Origin of the sequence: Pseudoxanthomonas winnipegensis, from assembly GCF_004283755.1 — a bacterium.
GTDB lineage: Bacteria > Pseudomonadota > Gammaproteobacteria > Xanthomonadales > Xanthomonadaceae > Pseudoxanthomonas_A > Pseudoxanthomonas_A winnipegensis.
The window spans coordinates 25,088-50,873 of record NZ_SHMH01000008.1 but is presented as its reverse complement, the minus strand read 5'-3'; the positions used below and the strand labels follow the sequence as shown (position 1 = coordinate 50,873).

General features: G+C 68.4%; 20 protein-coding genes and 8 tRNA genes. 15 read left to right on the top strand and 13 right to left on the bottom strand.

The genetic code is table 11. The features are described from left to right. Nucleotide 1 precedes the first annotated feature (1 nt). Nucleotides 2-565: a methyltransferase domain-containing protein gene (locus tag EAT51_RS15535; protein ID WP_165421868.1), complete on the bottom strand. Its 564-nt coding sequence runs from the start codon at nt 563-565 to the stop codon at nt 2-4. Between the two features lie 119 nt (nt 566-684). On the opposite strand from EAT51_RS15535, the gene gloB reads away from it, so the two are divergent. The 3 genes from gloB to EAT51_RS15520 all read left to right on the top strand — a co-directional run bounded on the left by gloB (nt 685) and on the right by EAT51_RS15520 (nt 3,490). Continuing rightward, nucleotides 685-1,461 (top strand): hydroxyacylglutathione hydrolase, encoded by a 777-nt coding sequence (gene gloB / locus EAT51_RS15530; protein WP_130520003.1) that lies wholly within the window; start codon nt 685-687, stop codon nt 1,459-1,461. A 20-nt stretch (nt 1,462-1,481) separates the two neighbouring features. Next, nucleotides 1,482-2,633: a lytic transglycosylase domain-containing protein gene (locus EAT51_RS15525; protein ID WP_425478180.1), complete on the top strand. Its 1,152-nt coding sequence runs from the start codon at nt 1,482-1,484 to the stop codon at nt 2,631-2,633. Between the two features lie 65 nt (nt 2,634-2,698). Further along, nucleotides 2,699-3,490 (top strand): enoyl-ACP reductase FabI, encoded by a 792-nt coding sequence (locus EAT51_RS15520; protein WP_130519999.1) that lies wholly within the window; start codon nt 2,699-2,701, stop codon nt 3,488-3,490. A 262-nt stretch (nt 3,491-3,752) separates the two neighbouring features. Here EAT51_RS15520 and EAT51_RS15515 read toward each other — a convergent pair whose 3' ends face one another. The 9 genes from EAT51_RS15515 to tig form a co-directional block, all read right to left on the bottom strand. Further along, nucleotides 3,753-5,723: a SurA N-terminal domain-containing protein gene (locus tag EAT51_RS15515; RefSeq protein ID WP_130519997.1), complete on the bottom strand. Its 1,971-nt coding sequence runs from the start codon at nt 5,721-5,723 to the stop codon at nt 3,753-3,755. Between the two features lie 428 nt (nt 5,724-6,151). Next, a tRNA-Asp gene (locus EAT51_RS15510) sits at nt 6,152-6,228 on the bottom strand. Nucleotides 6,229-6,312: 84 nt separating this feature from the next. Continuing rightward, a tRNA-Asp gene (locus tag EAT51_RS15505) sits at nt 6,313-6,389 on the bottom strand. A 27-nt stretch (nt 6,390-6,416) separates the two neighbouring features. Then, nucleotides 6,417-6,491: transfer RNA gene (locus EAT51_RS15500), tRNA-Val, on the bottom strand. Between the two features lie 16 nt (nt 6,492-6,507). Beyond that, complete coding sequence (locus EAT51_RS15495; protein ID WP_130519995.1) at nt 6,508-6,780, bottom strand: HU family DNA-binding protein; 273 nt, start codon at nt 6,778-6,780, stop codon at nt 6,508-6,510. A 210-nt stretch (nt 6,781-6,990) separates the two neighbouring features. After that, nucleotides 6,991-9,432, bottom strand: a complete 2,442-nt coding sequence (gene lon, locus EAT51_RS15490; protein WP_130519993.1) for an endopeptidase La — start codon at nt 9,430-9,432, stop codon at nt 6,991-6,993. A gap of 145 nt (nt 9,433-9,577) precedes the next feature. After that, complete coding sequence (gene clpX / locus EAT51_RS15485; RefSeq protein WP_130519991.1) at nt 9,578-10,864, bottom strand: ATP-dependent Clp protease ATP-binding subunit ClpX; 1,287 nt, start codon at nt 10,862-10,864, stop codon at nt 9,578-9,580. Nucleotides 10,865-11,096: 232 nt separating this feature from the next. Next, the gene (clpP, locus tag EAT51_RS15480; RefSeq protein ID WP_130519989.1) at nt 11,097-11,723 is read right to left on the bottom strand and encodes an ATP-dependent Clp endopeptidase proteolytic subunit ClpP; all 627 of its coding nucleotides are present in this window, start codon (nt 11,721-11,723) and stop codon (nt 11,097-11,099) included. A 128-nt stretch (nt 11,724-11,851) separates the two neighbouring features. Then, nucleotides 11,852-13,144, bottom strand: a complete 1,293-nt coding sequence (tig, locus tag EAT51_RS15475; protein WP_130519987.1) for a trigger factor — start codon at nt 13,142-13,144, stop codon at nt 11,852-11,854. A 262-nt stretch (nt 13,145-13,406) separates the two neighbouring features. Here tig and EAT51_RS15470 point away from each other — a divergent pair. The 6 genes from EAT51_RS15470 to EAT51_RS15445 all read left to right on the top strand — a co-directional run bounded on the left by EAT51_RS15470 (nt 13,407) and on the right by EAT51_RS15445 (nt 14,977). Next, nucleotides 13,407-13,483, top strand: a tRNA-Pro gene (locus EAT51_RS15470). A gap of 44 nt (nt 13,484-13,527) precedes the next feature. Continuing rightward, nucleotides 13,528-13,604 (top strand) — tRNA-Arg (locus tag EAT51_RS15465). 36 nt (nt 13,605-13,640) lie between these two features. Further along, nucleotides 13,641-13,717, top strand: a tRNA-His gene (locus tag EAT51_RS15460). 73 nt (nt 13,718-13,790) lie between these two features. Continuing rightward, nucleotides 13,791-13,866, top strand: a tRNA-Lys gene (locus EAT51_RS15455). A 215-nt stretch (nt 13,867-14,081) separates the two neighbouring features. Continuing rightward, a tRNA-Leu gene (locus tag EAT51_RS15450) sits at nt 14,082-14,167 on the top strand. Between the two features lie 33 nt (nt 14,168-14,200). After that, nucleotides 14,201-14,977, top strand: a complete 777-nt coding sequence (locus EAT51_RS15445) for a Bax inhibitor-1/YccA family protein (RefSeq protein ID WP_130519985.1) — start codon at nt 14,201-14,203, stop codon at nt 14,975-14,977. A gap of 119 nt (nt 14,978-15,096) precedes the next feature. Here EAT51_RS15445 and EAT51_RS15440 read toward each other — a convergent pair whose 3' ends face one another. The 3 genes from EAT51_RS15440 to grxC all read right to left on the bottom strand — a co-directional run bounded on the left by EAT51_RS15440 (nt 15,097) and on the right by grxC (nt 17,616). Continuing rightward, a complete protein-coding gene (locus EAT51_RS15440) occupies nt 15,097-16,104 on the bottom strand; it encodes an isocitrate dehydrogenase (protein ID WP_130519983.1) in 1,008 nt (335 codons plus the stop codon). A gap of 850 nt (nt 16,105-16,954) precedes the next feature. Continuing rightward, nucleotides 16,955-17,350: a carboxymuconolactone decarboxylase family protein gene (locus tag EAT51_RS15435; RefSeq protein WP_130519981.1), complete on the bottom strand. Its 396-nt coding sequence runs from the start codon at nt 17,348-17,350 to the stop codon at nt 16,955-16,957. Then, a complete protein-coding gene (gene grxC, locus EAT51_RS15430) occupies nt 17,347-17,616 on the bottom strand; it encodes a glutaredoxin 3 (RefSeq protein ID WP_130519979.1) in 270 nt (89 codons plus the stop codon). Before grxC ends, EAT51_RS15435 begins: the two co-directional genes overlap by 4 nt. A gap of 168 nt (nt 17,617-17,784) precedes the next feature. On the opposite strand from grxC, the gene EAT51_RS15425 reads away from it, so the two are divergent. From EAT51_RS15425 to EAT51_RS15400, 6 genes are all read left to right on the top strand, one after another. Beyond that, nucleotides 17,785-19,428, top strand: a complete 1,644-nt coding sequence (locus EAT51_RS15425) for a M48 family metalloprotease (RefSeq protein ID WP_130520203.1) — start codon at nt 17,785-17,787, stop codon at nt 19,426-19,428. Between the two features lie 96 nt (nt 19,429-19,524). Beyond that, a complete protein-coding gene (gene phoB, locus EAT51_RS15420; RefSeq protein WP_130519977.1) occupies nt 19,525-20,214 on the top strand; it encodes a phosphate regulon transcriptional regulator PhoB in 690 nt (229 codons plus the stop codon). A 139-nt stretch (nt 20,215-20,353) separates the two neighbouring features. Next, nucleotides 20,354-21,688 (top strand): phosphate regulon sensor histidine kinase PhoR, encoded by a 1,335-nt coding sequence (gene phoR, locus EAT51_RS15415; protein WP_130519974.1) that lies wholly within the window; start codon nt 20,354-20,356, stop codon nt 21,686-21,688. Then, a complete protein-coding gene (gene ppk1 / locus EAT51_RS15410) occupies nt 21,685-23,766 on the top strand; it encodes a polyphosphate kinase 1 (RefSeq protein ID WP_130519973.1) in 2,082 nt (693 codons plus the stop codon). Before phoR ends, ppk1 begins: the two co-directional genes overlap by 4 nt. Nucleotides 23,767-23,824: 58 nt before the next feature. Further along, entirely contained in the window at nt 23,825-25,357 is a 1,533-nt protein-coding gene (ppx, locus tag EAT51_RS15405) for an exopolyphosphatase (protein WP_130519971.1), read from the top strand. Continuing rightward, the gene (locus EAT51_RS15400) at nt 25,261-25,674 is read left to right on the top strand and encodes an EAL domain-containing protein (RefSeq protein ID WP_228257963.1); all 414 of its coding nucleotides are present in this window, start codon (nt 25,261-25,263) and stop codon (nt 25,672-25,674) included. Before ppx ends, EAT51_RS15400 begins: the two co-directional genes overlap by 97 nt. Nucleotides 25,675-25,786: the final 112 nt, after the last annotated feature.

The window sequence follows — 25,786 nt, the reverse complement described above, 5'->3', positions numbered from 1 at the left end:
GTCAGGCCGGCACCGCGCCGGGCTGCCATCGCGGCGGCCGGGCGGGCGAGAGGATCAGGTCGGGGCCGCGCTTGTCGGCCTGCAGCAGGCACACCGCCCGCATCATGTCCGGCGCGCGGCCGTCGTTGCGCCAGGCCGGCCCCAGCCACTGCGGGGGATGGGCCTCGCAGTCCAGCCCGGCCTGCTGCAGCAGCCGGCGCCAGCGCCCGGGGTTGCGCACCGACAGGCCGGTGCGGCGCCAGCGCAGGCGGTATGGGCTGACCGGATTGAGCGTGAACAGCCACAGCCGGCCGCCCGGCTCGAGCACGCGCGCGCATTCGGCCAGCACGCCGCGCGCACCGTTCTCCGGCACGTGCTGCACCACCACCGCGCTGAAGCTGTCCGAGGCCAGCGGCAGGCTGGGCCCGCAGCGCAGCGGCCCGTCGAAGCCGCCGCCGGAGGCCTGCAGCGCCAGGCCGGCGGCCACTACCGAGACGCCCGCGCCGGCGCCGGGATGCAGCCACAGCGTGGGCGTGGCGGCCTTGGCGGCCAGCAGGGAGGCGATGCGTGGCTGTTCAGCCGCCAACAGGCGCTGTCCGTCCGCGGTCCCGAACCACGCCAGGGGCTCGGGTTGACGTTGGGAGGCGGCGGCAGGCATGGTCGGGGATTGTAGAGGACGCCCCCGCGTCTGCCGACCGATTCACGATGCCGAGCCTGACCGCGCTGCGCGCCTTCGACGACAACTACATCTGGGTGCTGCGCGGCGATGCCGGGCAGTCCCTGATCGTCGACCCGGGCCAGGCCGCGCCGGTGCTGGAGGCCGCCGCACAAGGCCTGACGCCGGCCGCGATCCTGCTCACCCACCACCATGACGACCATCTCGGCGGCGTGCCCGAACTGCTGGCGCGCTGGCCCGGGCTGCCGGTGATCGCCGCCGACGATGACCGCATCGTCACCGCGACCCACCGCGTGGGCGATGGCGAGACCTTCGAGGCCGCGGGCATGAGGTTCCAGGCGCTGTTCGTACCCGGACACACCCGCAGCCATGTCGCCTTCCACCGGCTGGCCGAGGGCGGCGAGCTGTTCAGCGGCGATACCTTGTTCAGCCTGGGCTGCGGGCGCCTGTTCGAAGGCACGCCGGCGCAGATGCTGACCTCGCTGGACCGGCTCGCCGGGCTGCCCGGGGACACGCCGGTGTGCTGCGGCCACGAATACACCGCCAGCAACGCCGCCTTCGCGCTGGCGGTCGAACCGGGCAACGCGGCCCTGCGGCAGCGTGCCGACCAGGTCCGCGCCCTGCGCGCCCAGGGCCGGCCGAGCCTGCCGGTCAACCTGGCCGAGGAACGCGCGACCAACCCGTTCCTGCGCGTGGACGTCCCCGAGGTCGCCCAGGCGGTGGACGCCTGGCTGGGGCATCGGGCCGGCGACCGGGTGGAGACCTTCGCCGGGCTGCGGCGCTGGAAGGACGGCTTCCGCGCGTGAGGCGGGGGGCGGCCGTGTGTCTGCTGGCCCTGGCTGGCGGCGTCTCCCCGGGCTGGGCGCAGCAGGCGACCGACGCGCCGGCCGAGGCGCGCGGGGCCGGGACTGCGCCGGCCGATGCAGGCGTCGATCCGGCGCAGCAGAGCGTGGATGGCGGCGAGATCTTCCGCCAGTTCCGCGAGGGGCTGGCCGAACCCAGCTGTACCGCGCAGGCCAGCGATGGGCAGTACCGGCGCAACTTCGCCCACGCGCCGAACCGGCTGGCAGATCGCGACGACGACATCCTGCCGCTGTTCGGCTACGTGGTCGGCGCGATGCGCCAGGCCGGCCTGCCGACCGAGTACGCGCTGATCCCCTTCGTGGAAAGCGGGTACCACCCGGGCGCCGCCAACGGCGCGGGCCCGGCCGGCCTGTGGCAATTCGTCTCGCTGACCGCGCGCAACCACGGCGTACGCATGCGCAAGGGCTACGACGGGCGGCTGTCGCCGGTGGAATCGACCCAGGCGGCGGTGCGCTATCTCAAGACGCTGCACGACATGTTCGACGGCAACTGGCGTCTGGCGATCATGGCCTACAACGCCGGCGAGAACCGCATCGTGCAGGCGGTGCGTCGCGCCGGCCGCGGCACGGCGATGGAACGGCCCACGACGCTGCCCGGGGTCTCGCGCAACACCGCCGCCTACGTGGACAAGCTGCACGCGCTGGCCTGTGTGCTCGAGGATGCGGGGGAGCGCCCGGAGTGGCTGGCCTCGCTCGCGCGGCCGGTCGCGCATCTGCAGGCCACGGCGCTGCCGGCCGACTACGGCTCGCTCTCGGCCTGGGCCGCGCGCGAGGGCCGCGACGTGGACCAGATCGCCGGCCTCAATCCGGCGGTGTCGCGCCTGCGCGGCGGCCTGGGCGGCGAGACGATGTGGGTGCTGGCCGGCCCGCGCACCGGCACGCCGGCGGTGGCCGCGGATCTGCGCGCGCTGGGCGGCGGCGACGCGTCTCCCGCGTCGTCCAGTGCGCCGGCCGAACCGCCGGCCACGCACACGGTGGTGCGCGGCGAGACGCTCTCGGCCATCGCCCGCCGCTACGGCCTGGCCACCGCGCAGCTGATCCGCTGGAACGCGCTGGGCAAGCGGGCGCTGATCAAGCCGGGCATGGTGCTGAAGCTGGCCGATCCGCTGCGCTGAGACCCGCATCCTTGGGGCGATGGCAGAATGGGCGCTTGGTTTTCGGCTCGCACGCGAGAGGCGCAATGGGGTTCCTGCAAGGCAAACGTGTCCTGATCACCGGCATCGCGTCGGATCGCTCCATCGCCTGGGGCATCGCCGAGGCCATGCATCGCCAGGGGGCCGAACTCGCGTTCACCTACCAGAACGACAAGCTCAAGCCGCGCGTCCTGCAGGCGGCGACCACCTTCGGCAGCGAGATCGCGCTGCCGCTGGACGTGGCCGACGATGCGCAGATCGATGCCTGCTTCGAGGCCCTGGCCGAGCACTGGGACAGTCTGGACGTGCTGGTGCATGCCATCGCCTTCGCGCAGGGCGAGGCCATCGCCGGTGAGTTCCTCGATGGCCTGACGCGGGAGAACTTCGCCGAGGCCCACGACATCTCGGCCTATTCGCTGGCCGCCCTCGCCCACGCGGCGCGGCCGCTGATGCGGGGCCAGCAGGGTGCGATTTTGACGCTGAGCTATCTCGGCGCGCAGCGTGCGCTCTACAACTACAACCTGATGGGCGTGGCCAAGGCCAGCCTGGAGGCGACCGTGCGCTATCTGGCGCTCAACCTCGGCCCCGAGGGGACGCGGGTCAACGCCATCTCCGCCGGGCCGATCAAGACGCTGGCCGCTTCGGGCATCGCGGGCTTCCGCAAGACGCTCAGCTATGTCGAGGAACATGCGCCGCTGCGCCGCAATGTCTCCATCGACGATGTGGGCAATGCGGCGGCGTTCCTGTGTTCGGATCTGGCCGCCGGCATTACCGGTGAGATCACCTATGTGGATGCCGGTTACAACATCCTGGGGATGAGTGGGGTCGATGGCGGCTGAGCTCATGCTTCAAGGAGCTCATCTGCCGATTTAGGATCGCGGCGCACTGATGCGTTGGCTTCGGAAGCGCAGCGGCGAGTTCGCCATGGAGGGCGGGCCGAGCCGAGGAGTGACGTCTGGCTGGGTCGAGCCACGTTGGCCAAGTCAGTTCATCCGCTCCTCATTGGAGCCGATCGGTGCACGCCCCAACACACCGGCGAGAACGAAAAAGCCGCGCCTGTCAGCCAGGCGCGGCTTTCGATGTCATGCGACGAAGACGCGCTTACAGCTTGTCTTCGTGCACCACGACCTTGAACTTGCGGCGCGTGTCCTTGACGTACTGCTGCACGTCCGCGCCCGCGTAGAGCTGGGTGAGCTGCTGGCGCAGCTGTTCGCGCTGGTCCTCGGGCAGCTTGTTGGGATCGCCCGGGGTGACCTTGTCCACGGTGAAGACCACGAAGCGGCCGTCTTCCATGCGCACCTTGCCCGGAGTGACCTTGCCGGCCTCGGGCGCGGGCGCGGCGAACAGGGCCTGGCTGCCTTCGCGCCAGGGAATCTGCGCACCGCGCGGCAGGCCCGGGATCTGCCCGAACTGGTAATGCGCCGCGTCGGCGATGGCCTTGAGGCTCTCGCCCTTTTTCACCCGCGCCAGCACGTCGTCGGCCAGCTTTTCGGCGGCCTTCTCGGCGCGGTCAGCGCGCACGGCAGCAATGACCTGGTCCTTGACCTTGTCCAGCGGCTGCTCGGTCGCCTCGCTGTGGTCGGTCACGCGCACCACCAGAGCGTGCGTATCGTCGATCTTGATCAGCTGGCTGGCGGTGCGGTCGGCGATCTGCTGTTCGTCGAACACCACGCGCAGCACCTGCGGGTTGGCCAGCAGGCCCGGCGCGTCGCCACGCGAGAACGGGCCGGCCTTCTGCACCTGCAGGCCGGCGGCCTGGGCGCCGGCGGCGAGCGAATCCGGGTTGTCCAGCGTGGCGGTGACCAGCTTGCCGGCCACGTCGTTGTAGTGCTTGGCGTCGGCTTCCTTCTGCGCCTCGGCGGCCAGCTGCGCGCGCACGTCCTCGAACGGCTTGGCGGACTGGCCCTTGACCTCGCGCAGCTTGATCACGTGGTAGCCGAACTCGCTCTTGATCGGGCCCACCACCTCGCCCGGCTTGGCGATGCCGAACAGGGCCTGTTCGAACGGGCCGACCATCATCCCGCGCGTCACCCAGCCCAGGTCGCCGCCGTTCTCGGCCGAGCCCGGGTCCTGCGAATTGGCCTTGGCCAGCGCGGCGAAGTCCGCGCCCGGCGCCTTGGCCTGTTCGGCCAGCTTGGCGGCCTTGTCCTCGGCCGCCTTTTGCGTGGCCGCATCGGCGCCGGCGGGCACCGAGATCAGGATGTGCGAGGCCAGGCGCTGCTCGGTGGAGAAGCGCGCGGTATCGGCCTCGTAGCGCTTGCGCAGCTCGGCCTCGTCGACGGCCGGCGCGGGCGGCAGCTTGGACGCGTCGACCTCGACGTACTCCACGCTGACCTGTTCGGGCTTGCGGAAGTCGGCGCGGTGGGCGTCGTACCACTGCTTGGCCTGGGCATCGGTGACCGGCGCGGTGTCCGGGGTCGGCGCCGGCAGGGTGGCCAGGGTCACATCGCGCGTCTCGCCCATCAGCTTGAAGAACTGGTCCATCTGCTGATCGGTGACGAAGCTGCTCATCGCCAGGCCCTGCGGCACCAGGGAGATGGTCATGTCCTGGCGCAGCTGCTGCTGGTAGGTGGTCGGGGTCAGGCCGTTCTGCTGCAGGATCGCGGCGTAGGTGGCGCCGTCGAACTTGCCGCCCTGCTGGAAGCTGGCGTCGGAGGCGATCGCCTCGCGCAGCGCGGCATCGCTCACCGCCACGCCGTCTCGCGTGGCGGCCAGCTCGACGACCTTGCGGTCGATCAGGTCGTCCAGGATCTTGCGCTTGTTGGCGGCCGAGTCGAACTCGCGGGCGTCGAAGGCATCGCGCTGCTGCGCCTGCTGGCGGCGGCGTGCGTCGCTCACGGCGCGCTGATAGTCCTGCACGCTGATGTCGGCGTGCTGCCACAGCAGCGAGAGCGGCGGCCACGACGGGGCCGAGGGCCACCAGGTCGGCGGGGCCTGCACGCGTGCCACGGAGGAATCCGGACCACCGCTCATGTACTCGTTCACGCCCACGAAGGCGAACGGAACGATCAGCAGGCCCATCACCACGGTGGCGATCCAGCCTGAGGTCTTTTCGCGAAGAGTCTGCAGCATCGAGTCGTTAGGTCAGGTTCGGCAAGCCGCGCAGTTTAGCGTGGTTCCACGCGCAATGCCGCCGGCTAGGCCGCGCCCCTGACACGATGCTCAGGCACGGGAAAAGGCTCCGCGGGATCGCGGCGCCTGGGCGTTCCGGCTTCGGAGGGGCAGCGGTCCGGCGGGCGGTGGCCGCTTGTCCCTCGATCAGGGCATCCTGCCCTGACTCGGGCGCTCCGCGTCCTGCTTCGCTAGTCGCGGCCACCGCCCGCCGGCCCGCTGCCTCACGCGTTACGCCTTAAGACTTCGGGTGGAGAAAAATCCCAGTCATCTGCCGAGTAAACGCGCCCGATCGTGTCGAGGCTGGCGAAACGTATTTGCCCGCGCCGCGTGCGGTGAAGCACAAAAGAAAACGCCCGCCGGGGTCGCCGGCGGGCGCTTTGAACAACTGGCGGAGTGGACGGGACTCGAACCCGCGACCTCCGGCGTGACAGGCCAGCATTCTAACCGACTGAACTACCACTCCGCGCTTGAAACGCTTTGCACAACATCTGCCTTTACCCTTCGGGGAAAGCAAAGCCCCCAATCGCTCGGGGGCTTTTGGAACAACTGGCGGAGCGGACGGGACTCGAACCCGCGACCTCCGGCGTGACAGGCCAGCATTCTAACCGACTGAACTACCGCTCCGCGCTTGAAACTCTTGGCTGTGGTGCTTGGTGGGTGCTGAGGGTTTCGAACCCCCGACCCTCTCCGTGTAAAGGAGACGCTCTACCGCTGAGCTAAGCACCCTGGCGAGCTGAGCGGATTAGTTTACAGCGTCCTTCAGAGCCTTGCCAGCCTTGAATGCAGGATTCTTCGAAGCGGCGATTTCGATGTTCTCGCCGGTCTTCGGGTTGCGGCCCGTACGCGCAGCGCGGCCACGCACCTGGAAGGTGCCGAAGCCCACGATGGTGACCGAGTCGCCACCCTTCAGCGCTTCGGTGATGCTGGCCACGACGGCGTCGACGGCACGGGTGGAATCAGCCTTGCTCAGGTCGGAACGGCTGGCGACAGCCTCGATCAATTCGGCTTTGTTCATTGCGATAACTCCATGTGCGGTATGCAACCGCTGAATGTGTGACCGGCCCGGGGCTTGCGCCACGTCGGGCCGGTTGGATCCCACTGCGAACGACCGTTGGGGACGTCCTTGGGTGCGGCTTTTATACCAGCCGCACCCCGGTGCCGCAACCAAAAAACCTAATAACGGCGCGGGTTTCAGCGCGTTTTAGGTTTCATGAAGCGCGCAAAGTCAATGCTTGACATCGCGCTGCGGCGCACGCTTGGCCGGCTGCGGCACCTCCACGCCCTTGTCGCCTTCCGAGCCACCGACCGGTCCGACCGGGCGCTCCAGCGCCAGGTCCAGCACCTCGTCGATCCACTTGACCGGCACGATCTCCATGCCCTTGAGCACCGACTCGGGGATGTCCGCCAGGTCCTTGCGGTTCTCCTCGGGGATGATCACGGTGGTGATGCCACCGCGCATGGCGGCCAGCAGTTTTTCCTTCAAGCCACCGATGGCCGAGACGCGGCCGCGCAGGGTGATCTCACCGGTCATCGCCACTTCGGCCTTGACCGGATTGCGCGTCAGCGTGGACACCAGCGCGGTCACCATCGCGATGCCGGCGCTCGGGCCGTCCTTGGGCGTGGCGCCATCGGGCACGTGCAGATGCACGTCCTGCTTCTGCAGGAACTCGGTGTCGATGCCGAGGCTCTCGGCGCGCGAACGCACTACCGACAGCGCGGCCGAGGCCGATTCCTTCATCACATCGCCCAGCTGACCGGTTAGCGTCATGCCGCCCTTGCCCGGCACTAGCGTGACCTCGATCTGCAGCAGGTCGCCGCCGACCTCGGTCCAGGCCAGGCCGGTGACCAGGCCGATCTCGTTGGCTTCCTCGGCGCGGCCGAAGTCGAAGCGGCGCACGCCCTGGTACTTCTCCAGGTTCTTCTCGGACACCACGATGCGCGCCTGGCCCTTCTTGGCCTTCTTCTCCGGCTGCGGGCCGGCCAGCGCGATCTCCTTGACCACCTTGCGGCAGATCTTGGCGATCTCGCGCTCCAGGCTGCGCACGCCGGATTCGCGCGTGTAGTAACGCACGATGTCGCGCACCGCGCTTTCCTCGATCTTCAGCTCATCGGGCTTGAGGCCATTGGCCTTGAGCTGCTTGGGCACCAAGTAGCGCTGGGCGATGTTGAGCTTCTCCTCCTCGGTATAGCCGGGGATGCGGATCACTTCCATGCGGTCCAGCAGCGGGCCGGGGATGTTGAGCGAGTTGGAGGTCGCCACGAACATCACGTCCGACAGGTCCAGGTCCACTTCCAGGTAGTGGTCGTTGAAGGTGTGGTTCTGCTCGGGGTCGAGCACTTCCAGCAGGGCCGAGGACGGGTCGCCACGGAAGTCCATCGACATCTTGTCGATCTCGTCCAGCACGAACAGCGGGTTCTTGGTGCCGACCTTGTTGAGGTTCTGCACGATGCGGCCCGGCATCGAGCCGACATAGGTGCGGCGGTGACCGCGGATCTCGGCCTCGTCGCGCACGCCGCCCAGCGCCATGCGCACGAACTTGCGGTTGGTGGCCTTGGCGATGGACTGGCCCAGCGAGGTCTTGCCCACGCCCGGCGGCCCGACCAGGCACAGGATCGGGCCCTTCATCTGCTTCACGCGCGACTGCACGGCGAGGTATTCCAGGATGCGCTCCTTGACCTTCTCCAGTCCGTAGTGGTCGGCATCCAACGTTTCCTGGGCGACCTTGAGGTCCTTGCGCACCTTGGAGCGCTTCTTCCACGGCACGCCGAGGATCCAGTCCAGGTAGTTGCGCACCACCGCGGCCTCGGCCGACATCGGCGACATCTGCTTGAGCTTGTTGAGCTCGTTGCGCGCCTTGGTCTCCACGGCCTTGGGCATGCCGGCCGCGGCGATCTTGCGGGTCAGCTCCTCCAGTTCGTTGGGCGCGTCGTCCAGCTCGCCCAGCTCCTTCTGGATCGCCTTCATCTGCTCGTTGAGGTAGTACTCGCGCTGGGACTTCTCCATCTGCGACTTGACCCGGCCGCGGATGCGCTTCTCCAGCTGCTGCACGTCGATCTCGCCGTCGACGAAGCCGACCAGCAGCTCCAGCCGCTCGCCGACCGGGATGGTCTCCAGCAGGCGCTGCTTGTCGCTCAGGCGCACGCCCAAGTGCGCGGCGATGGTGTCGGCCAGGCGGCCGGGCTCATCGATGCCGGCCAGGGTCTGCAGCAGCTCCGGCGGCAGCTTGCGGTTAGTCTTGACGTACTGCTCGAACAGGCTCATCAGCGAGCGCGCGACGGCCTCGATCTCGCGCGATTCGGCGGCCTCGTCGGTGTCGATCTCCTCGCCCTGCCCGTACAGCGACTGCTCGCGTTCGACGATCTCGCTGACCGCCACGCGCGCGATGCCCTCGACCAGCACCTTGATCGTGCCGTCGGGCAGCTTCAGCAGCTGCAGCACCTGGGCCAGGGTGCCGATCTGGTAGAGGTCGGCCGCGGTCGGGTCGTCGGTGTCGGCCGACTTCTGCGCGACCAGCAGGATGCGCTTGTCTGCGGCCATGGCCTGCTCCAGCGCGCGCATCGACTTGTCGCGGCCGACGAACAGCGGGATGACCATGTGCGGGAAGACCACCACGTCGCGCAGCGGCAGCACGGGCAGGTCCAGGATCTGGGGTTCGGTACGGGCCATGGGGGCTCCAGGAAAGTGCGGGGAGGCAGGCTTGGAAGCAGTGCGAACACGTGCCGCAAAAATGCCAATGGCCCCGTTATGGGGCCATTGGCTGGGCGATGCAAGCGAGAATCCGGAGCCCTTTGGCGATCAAGGACTTACCCGATCATTCGGCCGATGCGACCTTGGGCGCGGCCGGCGGATTCTGGTAGATCAGGTAGGGCTCGGACTTGTGCTCGATCACCGACTCGTCCACCACCACCTTGCCGACGTTTTCCAGCGACGGCAGGTCGTACATGGTGTCCAGCAGGACCGACTCGACGATGGTGCGCAAGCCGCGGGCGCCGGTCTTGCGCTTGAGCGCCTTGCGCGCGATCGCCGACAGCGCGTCGGGGCGGAATTCCAGTTCCACGCCCTCCATGTCGAACAGCCGCTTGAACTGCTTGGTGATGGCGTTCTTCGGCTCGGTGAGGATCTTCACCAGCGCCGGCTCGTCCAGCTCCTCCAGCGTGGCGACCACCGGCAGGCGGCCGACGAACTCGGGGATCAGGCCGAACTTGATCAGGTCCTCCGGCTCGACCTCGGACAGCACCTTGCCGATTTCCGGCTTCTTCTCCGAGGACTTGACCTTGGCGCCGAAGCCGATGCCGCTGGCCTCGGTCGAACGCGCCTGGATGATCTTGTCCAGGCCGGCGAAGGCACCACCGCAGATGAACAGGATGTTCTTGGTGTCCACCTGCAGGAATTCCTGCTGCGGGTGCTTGCGGCCGCCCTGCGGCGGGACGCTGGCCACGGTGCCTTCGATCAGCTTCAGCAGCGCCTGCTGCACGCCTTCGCCGGACACGTCGCGGGTGATGGACGGGTTTTCGCTCTTGCGCGAGATCTTGTCGATCTCGTCGATGTAGACGATGCCCTGCTGCGCCTTGTCGACGTCGTAGTCGCACTTCTGCAGCAGCTTCTGGATGATGTTCTCCACGTCCTCGCCGACGTAGCCGGCCTCGGTCAGCGTGGTCGCATCGGCGATGGTGAACGGCACGTTGAGCAACCGCGCCAGCGTCTCGGCCAGCAGCGTCTTGCCCGAGCCGGTCGGCCCGGCGAGCAGGATGTTGGACTTGGCCAACTCGACGTCGTCGCTCTTCTGGCGGCTCTCGATGCGCTTGTAGTGGTTGTACACGGCCACGGCGAGCGTGCGCTTGGCGCGCTGCTGGCCGATCACGTACTGGTCGAGCACCTCGAGGATCTCGCGCGGCTTGGGCAGCGAACTGCGCGCCGACTGCGCCTTCTCCTCGAGTTCCTCGCGGATGATGTCGTTGCACAGCTCCACGCATTCATCGCAGATGAACACGCTCGGGCCGGCGATCAGCTTGCGGACCTCGTGCTGGCTCTTTCCGCAGAACGAGCAGTACAGGATTTTGTTGCTCTCGCCGGAACGGCCTTGGCGGTCTTCGCTCATGCTTGTTTTACCCACTCACAGCTGCCCCCGCGGGGGCATTCGATTTCGAGAATAGCACCGGATCGGCGCCGTTGGCGTCTGCCCGGCGCCGCGCCCGGAACGCAGAAATCCGTCTGCAAGTTCCGGGCCCCGGGCCGCCCCGGGCGGCTGGACCGGCTTGAAACGACGCGCGCCGGGTCGTTGCCGCCCGGCGCGCGAGGGCCGAAAGGATCCCGGCCAGCCGGCCGTTCGTTCAGGCAGACTGGATCGACTCGTCCGGACGGCGCTCCAGCACCTCGTCCACCAGGCCGTAGGCCTTGGAGTCCTGGGCGCTCTTGAAGTTGTCGCGCTCGGTGTCGCGGGCGATGGTCTCCAGCGACTGGCCGGTGTGCTTGGCCAGGATCTCGTTGAGCTTGTGGCGCAGGGTCAGGATCTCGCGGGCATGGATGTCGATGTCCGTGGCCTGGCCCTGGAAGCCGCCCAGCGGCTGGTGGATCATCACGCGCGAGTTGGGCAGCGCATAGCGCTTGCCGGCCGCACCGGCCGCCAGCAGCAGCGCGCCCATCGAGGCGGCCTGGCCGACGCAGATGGTGCTCACGTCCGGCTTGATGTACTGCATGGTGTCGTAGATCGCCATGCCGGCGGTGACCACGCCACCGGGCGAGTTGATGTAGAAGCTGATGTCCTTTTCGGGATTCTCGGCCTCGAGGAACAGCATCTGCGCCACGATCACGTTGGCCACGTGGTCGTCGACCGGCCCGACCAGGAAGATCACGCGCTCCTTGAGCAGGCGGGAATAGATGTCGTAGGCGCGCTCGCCGCGGCTGGTCTGCTCGACCACCATCGGAACGAGATTCAAGGCCTTGGTCAGGTTATCCATGGAGTGAGGCACCTTATCGTTGTTGGATCCGTCTCCCCGGGAGGGGACACGTGGATTGCGCTGGATCCCGCCTCACCGCACCGGCCGGCGCCTTTGGGGCGCCGGACCGATGGCGAAACCGGGGACCGTTACTGCCGGATCGCGTCCTGGAAGGACAGGCCCTGTTCGGTGTGCTGGGCGCGCTCGGCGATCCAGTCGATCACCTGCTCCTCCATCACACGGGACTGCAGCCCAGCCATCATCTGGGGGTCGTTGCGGTACAACTCAATGACCTGCTCGGGCTCCTCGTAGGTGGAGGCGATCAGGCGCAGGGTTTCCTGCACGCGCTTGGGGTCCAGGCGCAGCTCGTTGCGGCGGGCGACCTCGCCCACCAGCAGGCCGACCAGCACGCGCTTGCGCGCCGGGTCCAGGAAGCCCTGGTATGCGTCGTCGGGCACCTGCACGTTCTGGCCCTGGCGGCGGGCCTGCTCGACCTGCTGGGCCAGCATGGCGCGGGCCTCGTTCTCGACCAGGCGCTCGGGCATCTCGACCGAGGCGTAGGCGGCGATCAGCTGCTCACCCACCTCGCGGCGCAGGCGGTTGGCCAGGGCGCCCTTGAGCTCGCGCTCCAGGTTGGTGCGGATGTCGGCGCGGAACTGGGTCTCGTCGCCGCTCTTGACGCCGAAGCTCTTGATGAAGTCCTTGTCCACCGGCGGCAGCACCGAGGCGGCCACGTCGGTGACCTTCAGGTGCACCTGGACGCTCTTGCCGGCCAGCTGCGGCACGCGCCAGTCGGCCGGGAAGGCGACGGTGATCTCCTTGTCCTCGCCCTTGGACATGCCGACCAGGGCCTGCTCGATGTCGGCGAACATCACGCCCGAGCCGATCAGGGTGGCGCCGGTCTCCACGCTCTCGGCGGGCAGGCGCTCGTCGCCGGCCTGCGACCAGGTCTCCAGCGCGACGCGGTCGCCCTCGGCGGCGGGGCGATCCACCGCCTCGAAGGTGCGGCGCTGCAGGCGCAGGTTCTCGATCATCTGGTCGATGTCGGCGTCGGTCACCTGCGCGGTATGGCGCACGACGTTGAGCTTGGAGACATCGATCTCGCCGAAGTCCGGCACCACCTCGAAGGTCGCGACCCACTCCAGCTCGCCCTCGCCGGCCGGCTCGAGGCGCGGGTTGCCGGCCAGCTGCAGGGCCTGTTCGCGCACGGCCGAGTCGAAGGTCTCGCGCAGCAGCCCGTCCAGGGCCTCGGCGCGCACCTGCTTGCCGAAGCGCTGCTCGATCACCTTGGCCGGCACCTTGCCCGGGCGGAAGCCCTTGATGCGCACGGTGCGGCTGAGCTCGCGCAGGCGGCCGCCGATGTGGTTGTCCAGGCGCTCGGCCGGCAGCGTGAAGCTCATGCGGCGCCCAAGGCTGCCGGTCGATTCGACGGAAACGGTCATCTCACTTAGCTCCTGCAACCGCGACGCAAGGCTGGTCGCGGGTCATCGTTGTTGAAGGTTGAAGGGGTTGCTTCGGACGCGGGCCGCGGATGCCGCGGTCGGGCCCCTTGCCGAACGCGCTAGTTTCGCCGATCGGGCGCGGTTTGACCACAAATGCGTCCAGGCGCGTTGACAGGTGCACCTCGCATCCAGACAATACGCGTCCTTTCCGGCGGGCAACGTCGGTCAGGGACCGGCGAGTCGCCGGCCCGCACACGGTTTCCGGGGTATAGCGCAGTCTGGTAGCGCGCCTGCTTTGGGAGCAGGATGTCGGGGGTTCGAATCCCTCTACCCCGACCATCCAACGCGGTCCGATCGATGTAGTCCGGATGCGATCCAGCCGGGCGCCCGTAGCTCAACTGGATAGAGCACCGGCCTTCTAAGCCGGCGGTTACAGGTTCGATTCCTGTCGGGCGCGCCAATTCACCGGTGCACGAGGCTGGATGCGGTATCAGTGGTGGCTGTAGCTCAGTTGGTTAGAGTACTGGATTGTGATTCCAGATGTCGGGGGTTCGAGTCCCCTCAGCCACCCCAATCCGCAGCGGTTTTCTTCGACAAGGGTGTTGCACAAACCGAATCATCGCGTATACTGCGCGACCAGTTTTCGGGGCCGTTAGCTCAGTTGGTAGAGCAGTTGACTCTTAATCAATAGGTCCAAGGTTCGAATCCTTGACGGCCCACCAAACAAGAAGGCGTCCAGTGCTCTGGGCGCCTTCTTTCTTTTCCGGCTTCGCAAAGCCGCCCGCCCGCGCTCCGATGTGACGGAAGGCAGCGCGGCGACTTCCCCGCCCGCTGGACCCGGCCAGCACCGCTGCCGCAACGATCGGGCAAACCGAGCACTAACAGCATCGTCAGCGCCTACTGTCGCGATGGACAGGTAGAATGCGCGCGACCTCATGCGAAAGTGGCGGAACTGGTAGACGCACTGGATTTAGGTTCCAGCGGGTAACCCCCGTGCGGGTTCGAGTCCCGCCTTTCGCACCAGCATCATTCGAAGGTATCGCCCAGGGAGGCACCATGATCCGCAGCGGCAATCCGGCTCTGAAAGAGTCCACGTTCCTCGACCTCGGCACCGGCGCGGTGGTCACCCGCGACGGCGGGGCGATGACCCTGAACGGCACGGTCAACAAGACCGGCTTCCTGCTGCTGCTGAGCCTGCTGACCGCGGCCTTCGCCTGGAACCAGTCCACCGTCGCCCTTCCCAACGGCGAGATGACCGCAGCCGCCGGCGCGGCGGTCTACGTGATCGGCGGCGCGATCGGCGGCTTCGTGCTGGCGCTGGTGACGGTGTTCAAGAAGGAATGGTCGCCGGTCACCGCGCCGCTGTACGCGCTGGTGGAAGGCTTTTTCCTCGGCTCGGTCTCGGCCCTGTACGAAATGCGCTTCCACGGCGTGGTGTTCCAGGCCGTGCTGCTGACCTTCGGCACGCTGTTCGCGCTGCTGATGGCCTATCGCAGCGGCCTGATCAAGGCGACCGAGAACTTCAAGCTGGGCGTGGTCGCGGCCACCGGCGGCATCATGGTGATGTATCTGGTCTCGATGGTGATGCAGCTGTTCGGCGTGAACGTGTCCTATCTGCACGGCTCGGGCGTGGTCAGCACCGGCATCAGCCTGGTCGTGGTGGTGGTGGCCGCGCTGAACCTGGTGCTGGATTTCGACTTCATCGAGTCGGGCGTGGACGCCGGCGCGCCGAAGTACATGGAGTGGTACGGCGCCTTCGGCCTGATGGTCACGCTGGTGTGGCTGTACGTGGAATTCCTGCGTCTGCTGTCCAAGCTGCAGTCGCGGAACTGACGGGAATGGGGAATCGGGAGTGGGAAATGGTGAAAGCCCCTCCTCCCGGCCACTGATCGACCCGCATAACGAAAAAGGGCGCCGCGAGGCGCCCTTTTTCGTTGCGGGGTCGGCGGGGCTCAGAGGCGGCTGGCGATGGCCTGGGCGAAGCCCATAGTGTTGCCGGTGCCGCCCAGGTCCGGGGTGACCGAGTCCTTGGCTTCCAGCGTGGCCACGATCGCCTTGCGCAGGCGCGTGGCGTTGTCCGGCTGGCCGATGTGGTCGAGCAGCTGCGCGGCGGCGAGCAGCAGCGCACAGGGGTTGGCCTTGCCCTGCCCCGCGATGTCCGGCGCCGAGCCGTGCACGGCCTCGAAGATCGCGGCATTGGTGCCGATGTTGGCGCCCGGGGCCAGGCCCAGGCCGCCGACCAGACCGGCGCACAGATCCGAGAGGATGTCGCCGAACAGGTTGGTGGTCACGATGATGTCGAACTGCTCCGGACGCATCACCAGCTGCATGCAGGTGTTGTCCACGATCATCTCGTTGCACTCGATGTCGGGGTAGTCCTTGGCCACTTCACGGCCGACCTTGAGGAACAGGCCCGAGGTCGACTTGATGATGTTGGCCTTGTGCACCAGGGTGACCTTCTTGCGGCCGGTGGCGCGAGCCAGGTCGAAGGCGTAGCGCACGATGCGCTCGGAGCCCTTGCGGGTCACGCGCGCCATCGACACGGCGGTTTCGCCGTCGGCGGAGACTTCCTGGCCTTCGCTCAGGTAGGCGCCCTCGGTGTTCTCGCGCACCGTGATCAGGTCCACGCCGCTGCCGAAGCGCGACTTGGTGTTGGGGAAGGAGATCGCCGGACGCACGTTGGCGTACAGGTCGAAGTGGCGACGCATGGTCACGTTGATCGAGGTGAAGCCCTCGCCCACCGGCGTGGTCAGCGGGCTCTTCAGCGCAACCTTGTTCTTCTCGATCGACGCCAGGGTCGAGGCGGGCAGCAGGTCGCCGTGCTTCTCCAGCGCGACCAGGCCGGCGTCGGCTTCTTCATAGGTCAGGCCGGCCTTGAGCGCGTCGAGCACGTGCAGGGTGGCTTCCATGATTTCCGGGCCGATGCCGTCGCCGCGGATGACCGTGATGGTTTGCGTCATTGAGTGGGGATCCAAGCTGTGGCGCGCAGCAGGAGTGCCGCGCGGGGGGCTCGCCAGTATGCAGGGTCGCCCGCTTGCCCTCAAATGCAACCATTGGCGCGGACACCCTAAATTCCTCTAAATCTTCGGAAAGCTCGCGATCTTGTCGCCAACGATCGGAAAACCATGAGTATGTCGATTCAGGTATGCATTAGAAATGCATACCTGAAGGCCCCTGAAAAGTTCCGCCATGCGCAGGATTGGGGTTCCTTTGCCCCCTCCCTTTCGCCGCAGGCGAAGGGGAGGCCCGGGGTGGGTGCTGTTGCTGTTGCTTCGGCGGCTTGACCGGTAAAGCCCCGACCCCTCCCCATCCCTCCCCTGCGCTGCGCGCAAGGGAGGGGCCTCAAGTCGATGATTTCCCGTTACTGGCCGCGTTCTGCGTGAGGAAAGAGATCAAACGATTCCGTAAGCCGAAGCCCTATGACCTGACGCGCGAGGCAGTGGGCCGGCGGGCGGGGGCCGCGACGAGCGAGGCAGGACGCCGAGCGCCCGAATCAGGGCAGGATGCCCTGATTGAGGGATAAGCGGCCCCCGCCCGCCGGACCGCTGCCCTTCCGAAGCCAAGACGCTCGACGGCAACGCGACCCCAGTACTGCGAGAAGCACTCTGATCTTGGTGCTCCGAGCGAAAGTCCCTGGGTTCCCGCGTTCGCGGGAACGACGATAGGGGGATGTAACGCGGGGCAGATGACCCGACCGAGAGAAAGGCGGACACCACCCGACCGGCCGCTGCCCCGTCGAAGCCGAAACGCAGCCCTTGCGAGCGGCGAGGCCCTCGCACCGAGCGCCCCCACCAGCAAAAGAACCGCCCGTCAGCCGTGATCGTGCGCGGCAGGCGCCGGTGCACCGCCTTCGAGCTGGTCGAGGAAATCCACGGCGCGGCGCAGGTGCGGGATCACGATCGACCCGCCCACCACAAGCCCGACCGAGAAGGTCTCGAAGAACTCCTCGCGGGTCACGCCGACCTCCTTGCACTGGGCCACGTGATAGCTGATGCAGTCGTCGCAGCGCAGCACCATCGAGGCCACCAGGCCGAGCAGCTCCTTGGTCTTCACGTCTAGCGCGCCGGCCTGGTAGGTCTGCGTATCGAGCGCGAAGAACCGGCGCACGACCTGGTTGGGCTCGGCCAGGATGCGCTGGTTCATGCGCTGGCGGAACTCGGTGAAGGCCTGGACGCGGTCGGCCTCGGTCTCCCCGCCCCGGCTCATGCCGCGTCTCCGGCCAGCAGCGGCTCGAGCTTGCCGGCACGGTGCAGCGCCATCATGTCGTCGTAGCCGCCGACGTGGGTCTCGCCGATGAAGATCTGCGGCACGCTGGTGCGCCGGGTGCGCGCCATCATCTTCTCGCGCTCGGCCGGATCGGTATCGATGCGCACCTCGGTCCAGGTCTGGCCCTTGGACTTGAGGAAGTTCTTGGCGGCCACGCAGTACGGGCAGACGGCGGTGGAATACAAAGTGATCTGGGGTGCGCTCATGGGGAATTCTCGGCACGTGGGAAGGTCTGAAGACGCATCATGGTGGCATGTCACCGGCGGACCAGAGGGCGCAATGCAACGCTGCGGATTAACCACGGATTCACCCCGGGGCACAGGCGCACCGCCATGCTGCGCGGATTTCCGCCGATGCATCGAGGGATCGACCGCGTGCGCCTGACCCTGCTGGCCACTGCCCTGACCACGCTGATCGCCGCACCGCTGGCGTTCGCCCAGGCCGACAGGCTGCCCGACATCGGCTCATCGGCCGGTGAACTGCTCACCCCCGCCCGCCAGCAGCAGTACGGCGCCATGACCCTGCGCGAACTGCGCAACTACGGCTACCTGCTGGACGACCCGCTGATCGACGACTGGCTGGACCGCGTGGGCGGCAAGCTGGCGGCCAACAGCGATCGGCCCTCGCAGCCCTTCACCTTCTTCATGCTGCGCGACCGGCAGATCAACGCGTTCGCCACCCTGGGCGGCTACATCGCGGTCAATTCCGGCCTGGTGCTGACGGCCGAGCGCGAGGACGAAGTGGCGGCGGTCCTGTCGCACGAGATCGCCCACGTCACCCAGCAGCATGTGCTGCGCAGCGTCGAGCGCGCCCAGCGCGACCAGATCCCGATCCTGCTGGGCATGCTGGGCGCGATCATCGCCGCGCAGGCGGCCGGCGGCCATTCCAGCGGCGATGCGACCCAGGCCGCGGTGGTCAGCGGCATGGGGCTGATGCAGCAGCGCCAGATCGACTACACCCGCTCCAACGAGTCCGAAGCCGACCGCATCGGCATCCAGACCCTGGCCCGCGCCGGCTACGACCCCGATGCCATGGCCGGCTTCTTCAGCCGCATGGACCAGGCCATGCGTGCCAACAAGGGCGGCGAACGCGAGCGCACGCCCGACTATCTGCAGACCCACCCGGTCACCAGTTCGCGCATCAGCGAGGCGCACGACCGCGCCGAGCGGATCAAGCGCGAGAAGAACGTCATCACCACCGTCAGCACCCCGGGCGGCAAGATCGTCGAATCCAGCCCGCGCGAGGGCGACTACGCCGCCGGCGCGCGCAGCAACAACCCGCTGCTGCCCTTCCAGGTGACTCTGCCGCCGGCCAGCTTCGACAATGGCGCGACCGGGCTGTTCCAGTGGGCCAAGGAGCGCCTGCGCGTGCTCAGCGCCAACACGCCCGACCAGGCCATCCGCGAGTACGAGAGCATCCGCCGCAGCACCGGCGAACTGAGCGAGGCCCAGCAGTACGGCCTGGCCCTGGCGCAGCTGCGCAACAACCAGCCCGGCGCCGCCGTGGCCGCCCTGACCCAGCTGCTGCAGCGCTCGCCCGGCAACCAGTGGCTGGGCATCGGCCTGGCCGAGGCGCAGGCCCGGGCCGGCGACGTGCCCGGGGCCAAGGCGCGCTTCAAGGACCTGATGGCGCGCACGCCCAACAGCCGCGCCGTGGCCCTGGGCTACGCCCAGGTGCTCAACGGCCAGGGTGACCGCGCCGGCGGCCAGCAGGCCCAGGCCGTGCTGCAGCCGCTGCTGGACGCCAGCGCGCAGGACCCGATCTTCCAGCAGGCCTACGCCCGCGCCTGCGAGCTGGCCGGCGACAGCGTCCGGGCCGGCGAGGCCTACGCCCAGGTCGCCTACCTCAACGGCCGCCCCGAGCAGGCCCTGACACAGCTCAGCAATCTGAAAAAGCGCGAGGCGCTGGACTATTACGCCCGCGCCCGGATCGACGCCCGCATCGCGGCCATCACCCCGGAGGTGCTGGCCCTGCGCGATGCCGGGGTCAAGGATCCGGACCTGGACCGCAACCGCTGAAGGCCTCGGACGCACCGGTCCGCGGCGGGTGTCACAATCGAGTCACAAAATTGTCGTCTACTGCCGCACGTCCCCAATCCGTCCGGCTCCCGTCCCGTGCAGAAGCGCATCCTGATCGTCGATGATGAACCCGCCATCCGTGACATGGTGGCCTTCGCCCTGCGCAAGGGCGAATTCGAGCCGGTGCATGCCGGCGACGCCCGCGAGGCGCAGGGCGCCATCGCCGATAAGGTGCCCGACCTGATCCTGCTGGACTGGATGCTGCCCGGCACCAGCGGCCTGGAGCTGGCCCGTCGCTGGCGCAAGGACGCGCTGACCCGCGAGGTGCCGATCATCATGCTCACCGCGCGCGGCGAGGAAAACGACCGCGTCGGCGGCCTGGAGGCCGGCGTGGACGACTACGTGGTCAAGCCCTTCTCGGCGCGCGAACTGCTGGCCCGCATCCGCGCGGTCATGCGTCGCTCGCGCGAGGACGAGGAGGACGGCAGCATCGCCCTGGGCGCGCTGCGCATCGACGGCGCTGCCCACCGCGTGTTCGCCGAGGACACGCCGGTGCCGATCGGCCCGACCGAGTACCGCCTGCTGCACTTCTTCATGACCCACCCCGAGCGCGTCTATACCCGCACCCAGCTGCTCGACCACGTCTGGGGCGGCAGCGTCTATGTGGAGGAGCGCACCGTGGACGTGCATATCCGCCGCCTGCGCAAGACCCTCGAGCCGCACGGCGTGGACAACATGGTGCAGACCGTGCGCGGCTCGGGCTACCGCTTCTCGGTGTCCACTTAAGGCCCGTAACGAGGGAAATAGGTAACGAGTGGACCGCCCCGCGACTGGGGCGTCCGCCCCGCTCGTGCCACGCTCCTCCACACGCGTGCCTCGCCTTGCGCTGCTCGCCCTGTCACATGTTCTGACTCACAATCCCCACATGCCTCAGCACCTGCGCTCGGCCTGGAACCGCACTCTGTTCCGCCTCGCCACCCTGCTCCTGATCGTTGCGGTCGCCGGCTGGCTGGCGGGCGCGTTCTGGCCGGTGCTGGCGGTGGGCGCGCTGTGCGTGGTGGCCTGGCAGTTCCTGCGCCTGCGGGCGGTGCTGCGCCGGCTGACGGCGCGCGCGCGGATCAAGCCGGCCGAAGGCGACGGGGTGTGGAACGAGCTGGACCGCCTGTTGCACCGCGGCCAGGTCGAGATGCGCACGCGCAAGCGGCGCCTACTGGCGATGCTGCGCGCCTACCGCGCCGCCGCGGCGGCCCTGCCGGACGCGGTGGTCGTCATCGACCGCAACAGCCAGCGCGTGCAGTGGTTCAACAAGGCCGGCACCACGCTGCTGGGCCTGCGCCATCCGGCCGATCTGCACGCGCCGGTGGTCGATCGCCTGCAGCCGCTGCCGATGGCGCACTGGCTCAGCGCCGGGCGCAACGCCGAGCCGATGCTCGACGCCGCCTCGCCGATCAACCCGGACCTGCGTCTGAACCTGCGCCTGATCCCCTACTCGGACCAGTACTGGCTGCTGGTGGCGCGCGATGTCAGCAAGCTCAACCGGCTGGAGGAAATGCGCCGCGACTTCGTGGCCAACGTCAGCCACGAGCTGCGCACGCCGCTGACCGTGGTGCACGGCTACCTGGACATGCTCGACGCCGACGAGATGCCCGAGTGGAAGCCGATCCTGGACGAGATGCAGAAGCAGTCCGCGCGCATGACCCAGCTGGTCGAGGACCTGCTGACCCTCTCGCGCCTGGAAGTGCAGGACAGCCTGGCCGACGAGGCCATCGCCATGGCGCCGATGCTGGCCACGCTGCGCCGCGAGGCCGAGGCGCTCAGCCGCGGCCGCCAGACCATCGTGGTGGAAGACAGCGGCGACATCGACCTGCGCGGCTCCAACAAGGAGCTGCACAGCGCCTTCTCCAACCTGGTCAGCAACGCGGTGCGCTACACCCCGGCCGGCGGCACGATCACCATCGGCCTGGCACACGAGGGCGCCGGCGCGGTGCTGAGCGTGCGCGACACCGGCTACGGCATCCCGGCCGCGCACCTGCCGCGCATCACCGAGCGCTTCTACCGCGTCTCGACCAGCCGCTCGCGCGAGAGCGGTGGCACCGGCCTGGGCCTGTCCATCGTCAAGCATGTGCTGAACCTGCACCAGGCGCGGTTGGAGATCGAGAGCGCCGTCGGCCAGGGCAGCACCTTCTCGGTCCACTTCGGCCCGGCGCGCGTACAGCCCCGTGAGTCCGCCTTCCCCTTCCCGCAGAGCCTTCCCGCATGATCGCCGCCGTCGAGCCGAACCTTGAAGCCGCAGATCCGTTGCGCGATCCGTCGCTGTACTTCAACCGCGAGCTGTCGCAGCTGGATTTCAACTTCCGCGTGCTGGCCCAGGCGCTGGATGGCAGCGTGCCGCTGCTGGAGCGGCTGCGCTTCCTGTGCATCAGCTGCACCAACCTGGACGAGTTCTTCGAGATCCGCGCCGCGACCGTGCGCCATGCGCAGGACTTCGGCCTGCCGCCGGGCCCGGACGGGCTGACGCCGGCCACCGTGCTGGCGCGCATCCACGACCGCGCCGCCGAGCTGGTCGATGCGCAGTACAAGTGCTGGAACCAGGTGCTGCGCCCGGCGCTGAACGAGGCCGGCGTGCGCGTGCTCAGCCAGTCGGTGTGGAACGCGCGCCAGAAGCGCTGGCTGCGCGCCTACTTCCGCAACGAGATCATGCCGGTGCTCTCGCCGCTGGGCCTGGACCCTTCGCACCCGTTCCCGCGCATCCTCAACAAGTCGCTCAACATCGTGGTGGTGCTCAAGGGCAAGGACGCGTTCGGCCGCGCCGGCCACATGGCCATCGTGCGTGCGCCGCGCTCGCTGTCGCGCATCATCCACCTGCCCCAGCGCGTGTCCGGCGGCGAGCACGACTTCGTGCTGCTCTCCAGCGTGCTGTCGGCGTTCGTGGACGACCTGTTCCCGGGCATGGAGGTCAAGGGCGCCTACCAGTTCCGCGTCACCCGCAACTCCGAGCTGGTGGTGGACGAGGAGGACGTGGAGAACCTGGCCCTGGCCCTGCGCGATGAGCTGGCCGGGCGCGGCTACCGCCCGGCGGTGCGCCTGGAGATCGCCCACGACTGCCCCAAGGCCATCGTCAATACGCTGCTGGAGAACTTCAGCCTGACCGAGAACGCGGTCTACCGCATCGACGGCGCGGTCAACCTCAACCGCGTGATCCAGGTCTACGACCTGGTGCAACGCCCGGAGCTGAAGTACCCGCCCTTCACCCCGCGCCAGCTGCGCGATGGCGATGCGATGTTCGAGACGGTTGCCGACGGCGACGTGCTGCTGAGCCATCCCTTCGATGCCTTCACCCCGGTGCTGGAGCTGCTCAAGCAGGCCGCCACCGACCCCAACGTGCTGGCGATCAAGCAGACGCTGTACCGCACCGGCAAGGACTCGGCCATCGTCGATGCGCTGGTGCTGGCCGCGCGCAACGGCAAGGACGTCACCGTGGTGGTGGAGTTGCGCGCGCGCTTCGACGAGGAAGCCAACCTGGGCCAGGCCGACCGCCTGCAGGCCGCCGGCGTGCAGGTGGTGTACGGCGTGGTCGGCTTCAAGACCCACGCCAAGATGCTGCTGATCGTGCGCCGCGAGGGCCGCAAGCTGCGCCGCTACGTGCACCTGGGCACCGGCAACTACCACGCCGGCACCGCGCGCGCCTACACCGACCTGGGGCTGATCACCGCCAACCAGGACATCGGCAACGACGTGCACCTGCTGTTCCAGCAGCTCTCCGGGCTGGCGCCGACCACCAAGCTCAAGCTGATGCTGCAGTCGCCCTTCACCCTGCACCCGGGGATGATCAAGAAGATCGAGCGCGAGGCGCGCTTCGCCCGCGCCGGGCGGCCGGCGCGGATCATCATCAAGGTCAACGCGATCAATGAGCCGCGCGTGATCCGCGCGCTGTACGCCGCCTCGCAGGCCGGCGTGCAGATCGACCTGATCGTGCGCGGCGCCTGCACCGTGCGCCCGGGCGTGCCGGGCGTGTCGGAGAACATCCGGGTGCGCTCGATCGTCGGACGCTTCCTGGAGCACAGCCGCGTGTACTGGTTCGGCAACGACGGCGATCCGGAGCTGTACTGCGCCAGTGCCGACTGGCTGGAGCGCAACCTGCTCAACCGGGTCGAGGCCTGCTTCCCGATCCTGGACGAGAAGCTGTCCGCGCGCGTGTTCCGCGACCATCTGCAGAACTACCTGGACGACAACACCAACGCCTGGGAGCTGGATACCAACGGGGTCTACCACAAGCTCTCGCCCGGCCCGGACCAGGCGCCGCATTCGGCGCAGGGCACGCTGCTGGCCAAGCTCTGAGGCCGTGCCCGCCGGTCCAGGCACGGACGAGGGAGCGGCTTCGGCTACCATGCGCGCCATGCCTTTCACGCTCCTCGAGACCCTTTCCAGCCCGCTGCAGGACAACGACCAGCTGGCCGCTGTGGACTTAGGGTCCAACAGCTTCCACATGGTCGTGGCCCGCTATACCCAGGGTCAGCTGCGCGTGATCGATCGCCTGCGCGAGACCGTGCGCATGGCCGACGGCCTGGACGCCCGCGGCGGCCTGTCGCAGGAAGCCCACCAGCGCGCGATCGATTGCCTGTCGCGCTTCGGCCAGCGCATCCGCGAGCTGCCCGCATCGCGCGTGCGCGCGCTGGCCACCAACACCGTGCGCCGGCTGGCGCTGCCGCAGAGCTTCCTGGTGCCGGCCGAGGCCGCGCTCGGCCATGCCATCGAGGTGGTGTCCGGCCGCGAGGAGGCGCGTCTGATCTACCTGGGCGTGGCCCAGGCGCAGCCGCCCAAGCCGGGCACGCGCCGGCTGGTGATCGACATCGGCGGCGGCTCGACCGAATTCATCATCGGCAGCGGCCTGCAGACCCTGGAGCGCGAGAGCATCCAGGTCGGCTGCATCGCCAGCACGCGGCGCTTCTTTCCCGGCGGCAAGCTCTCGCGCAAGCGCTGGATGTCGGCGCTGACCGAGATCACCGCCGAGCTGCAGCAGTTCGCCCAGCAGTACCGGGCGCTGGGCTGGCAGGAAGCGATCGGCTCATCGGGCACGGCCAAGGCCATCGGCGACATCTGCGCGGCGATGAAGCTCACCAAGGGCGCGATCACCGCCGAGGCGCTGCCGCAGGTGCGCGAGCGCCTGCTGCAGGCCGAGCGCGTGGACGCGATCGACCTGCCGAGCTTGAGCAAGGACCGCCAGCCGATCATCGCCGGCGGCGTGCTGGTGATGGAGGCCGCGTTCCAGGCGCTGGGCATCGACCGGATGATGGTCAGCAAGGCCGCCATGCGCGAAGGCATCCTGTACGACATGCTCGGCCGCCGCGGCAGCGACGATCCGCGCGAGCTGTCGGTGGCCACGATGATGCAGCGCTATGGCGTGGACATCGATCAGGCCGACCGCGTGGACGCCACGGCGCAGCGGCTGTTCGAACAGGTCGCCAAGGCCTGGGACCTGGGCGAGGACGATGCCCGCCTGCTGCACTGGGCCGCGCGCCTGCACGAGATCGGCCAGGCCGTCGCGCACAGCCAGTACCACGTGCACGGCGCCTATCTGCTCGAGCATTCGGACATCGCCGGCTTCTCGCGCCAGGAGCAGCTGATGCTGGCGGCCCTGGTGCGCACGCACCGCCGCGGCATCCCCAAGGCGGCGTTCGACGCCCTGCCGGACCGCCGCATCCCGGCGATCCGCCGCCTGGCCGCGCTGCTGCGCCTGGCCGTGCTGCTGCACCGCGCGCACGACGCCGCGGCGATCCCGACCCTGGAGCTGACGGCCGAAGGCGACACGCTGCGCCTGCTGCTGGACAAGCAGTGGATCGACGCGCGCCCGCTGCTGCGTGCGGACCTGATCGGCGAATCGGACGACATGCCCGGCCTCGGTGTGGCCTTCAAGCCCTTCGTCACCTGAATTCGGCGACCGACGCGGGCGCCGGTTACTCCAGCATGCGCCACATCCTCACGCTGCACCCCGAGATCATCAAGATGGACATCAGCCTGACGCGCGATATCGACCACGATCGCGCGCGCCAGGCGATGGCCGCGGCGCTGGTCGGCTTCGGCCGCCAGACCGGCAGTCACGTCACCGCCGAAGGCATCGAGACGCGCGAGGAGCTCGAGGCGCTGCAATCGCTCGGCGTCGGCCAGGGCCAGGGCTACTACCTGTCCCATCCGCTCAAGCACGACGATCTGCGCGCACTGCTGCAGCCCGACGCCGTGCTCGGCTAAAGGCCACCGCGACGCTCGCCAGGCGGCTGCGCGCCTGCATCCGCGACGGGGCGATTTCGGGTTCCGCTTCGCTGCGCGAAAGGGAAGAGGTCGGTGGGGGCAACTGTCTCCT

Bases quoted from the DNA above. Each gene is read 5' to 3' on its own strand.
- gloB (WP_130520003.1), top strand. From the start codon at position 685: ATGCCGAGCCTGACCGCGCTGCGCGCCTTCGACGACAACTACATCTGG.
- EAT51_RS15520 (WP_130519999.1), top strand. From the start codon at position 2,699: ATGGGGTTCCTGCAAGGCAAACGTGTCCTGATCACCGGCATCGCGTCG.
- EAT51_RS15515 (WP_130519997.1), bottom strand. From the start codon at position 5,723: ATGCTGCAGACTCTTCGCGAAAAGACCTCAGGCTGGATCGCCACCGTG.
- EAT51_RS15495 (WP_130519995.1), bottom strand. From the start codon at position 6,780: ATGAACAAAGCCGAATTGATCGAGGCTGTCGCCAGCCGTTCCGACCTG.
- lon (WP_130519993.1), bottom strand. From the start codon at position 9,432: ATGGCCCGTACCGAACCCCAGATCCTGGACCTGCCCGTGCTGCCGCTG.
- clpX (WP_130519991.1), bottom strand. From the start codon at position 10,864: ATGAGCGAAGACCGCCAAGGCCGTTCCGGCGAGAGCAACAAAATCCTG.
- clpP (WP_130519989.1), bottom strand. From the start codon at position 11,723: ATGGATAACCTGACCAAGGCCTTGAATCTCGTTCCGATGGTGGTCGAG.
- tig (WP_130519987.1), bottom strand. From the start codon at position 13,144: ATGACCGTTTCCGTCGAATCGACCGGCAGCCTTGGGCGCCGCATGAGC.
- EAT51_RS15445 (WP_130519985.1), top strand. From the start codon at position 14,201: ATGATCCGCAGCGGCAATCCGGCTCTGAAAGAGTCCACGTTCCTCGAC.
- EAT51_RS15440 (WP_130519983.1), bottom strand. From the start codon at position 16,104: ATGACGCAAACCATCACGGTCATCCGCGGCGACGGCATCGGCCCGGAA.
- EAT51_RS15435 (WP_130519981.1), bottom strand. From the start codon at position 17,350: ATGAGCCGGGGCGGGGAGACCGAGGCCGACCGCGTCCAGGCCTTCACC.
- grxC (WP_130519979.1), bottom strand. From the start codon at position 17,616: ATGAGCGCACCCCAGATCACTTTGTATTCCACCGCCGTCTGCCCGTAC.
- phoR (WP_130519974.1), top strand. From the start codon at position 20,354: ATGCCTCAGCACCTGCGCTCGGCCTGGAACCGCACTCTGTTCCGCCTC.
- ppk1 (WP_130519973.1), top strand. From the start codon at position 21,685: ATGATCGCCGCCGTCGAGCCGAACCTTGAAGCCGCAGATCCGTTGCGC.
- ppx (WP_130519971.1), top strand. From the start codon at position 23,825: ATGCCTTTCACGCTCCTCGAGACCCTTTCCAGCCCGCTGCAGGACAAC.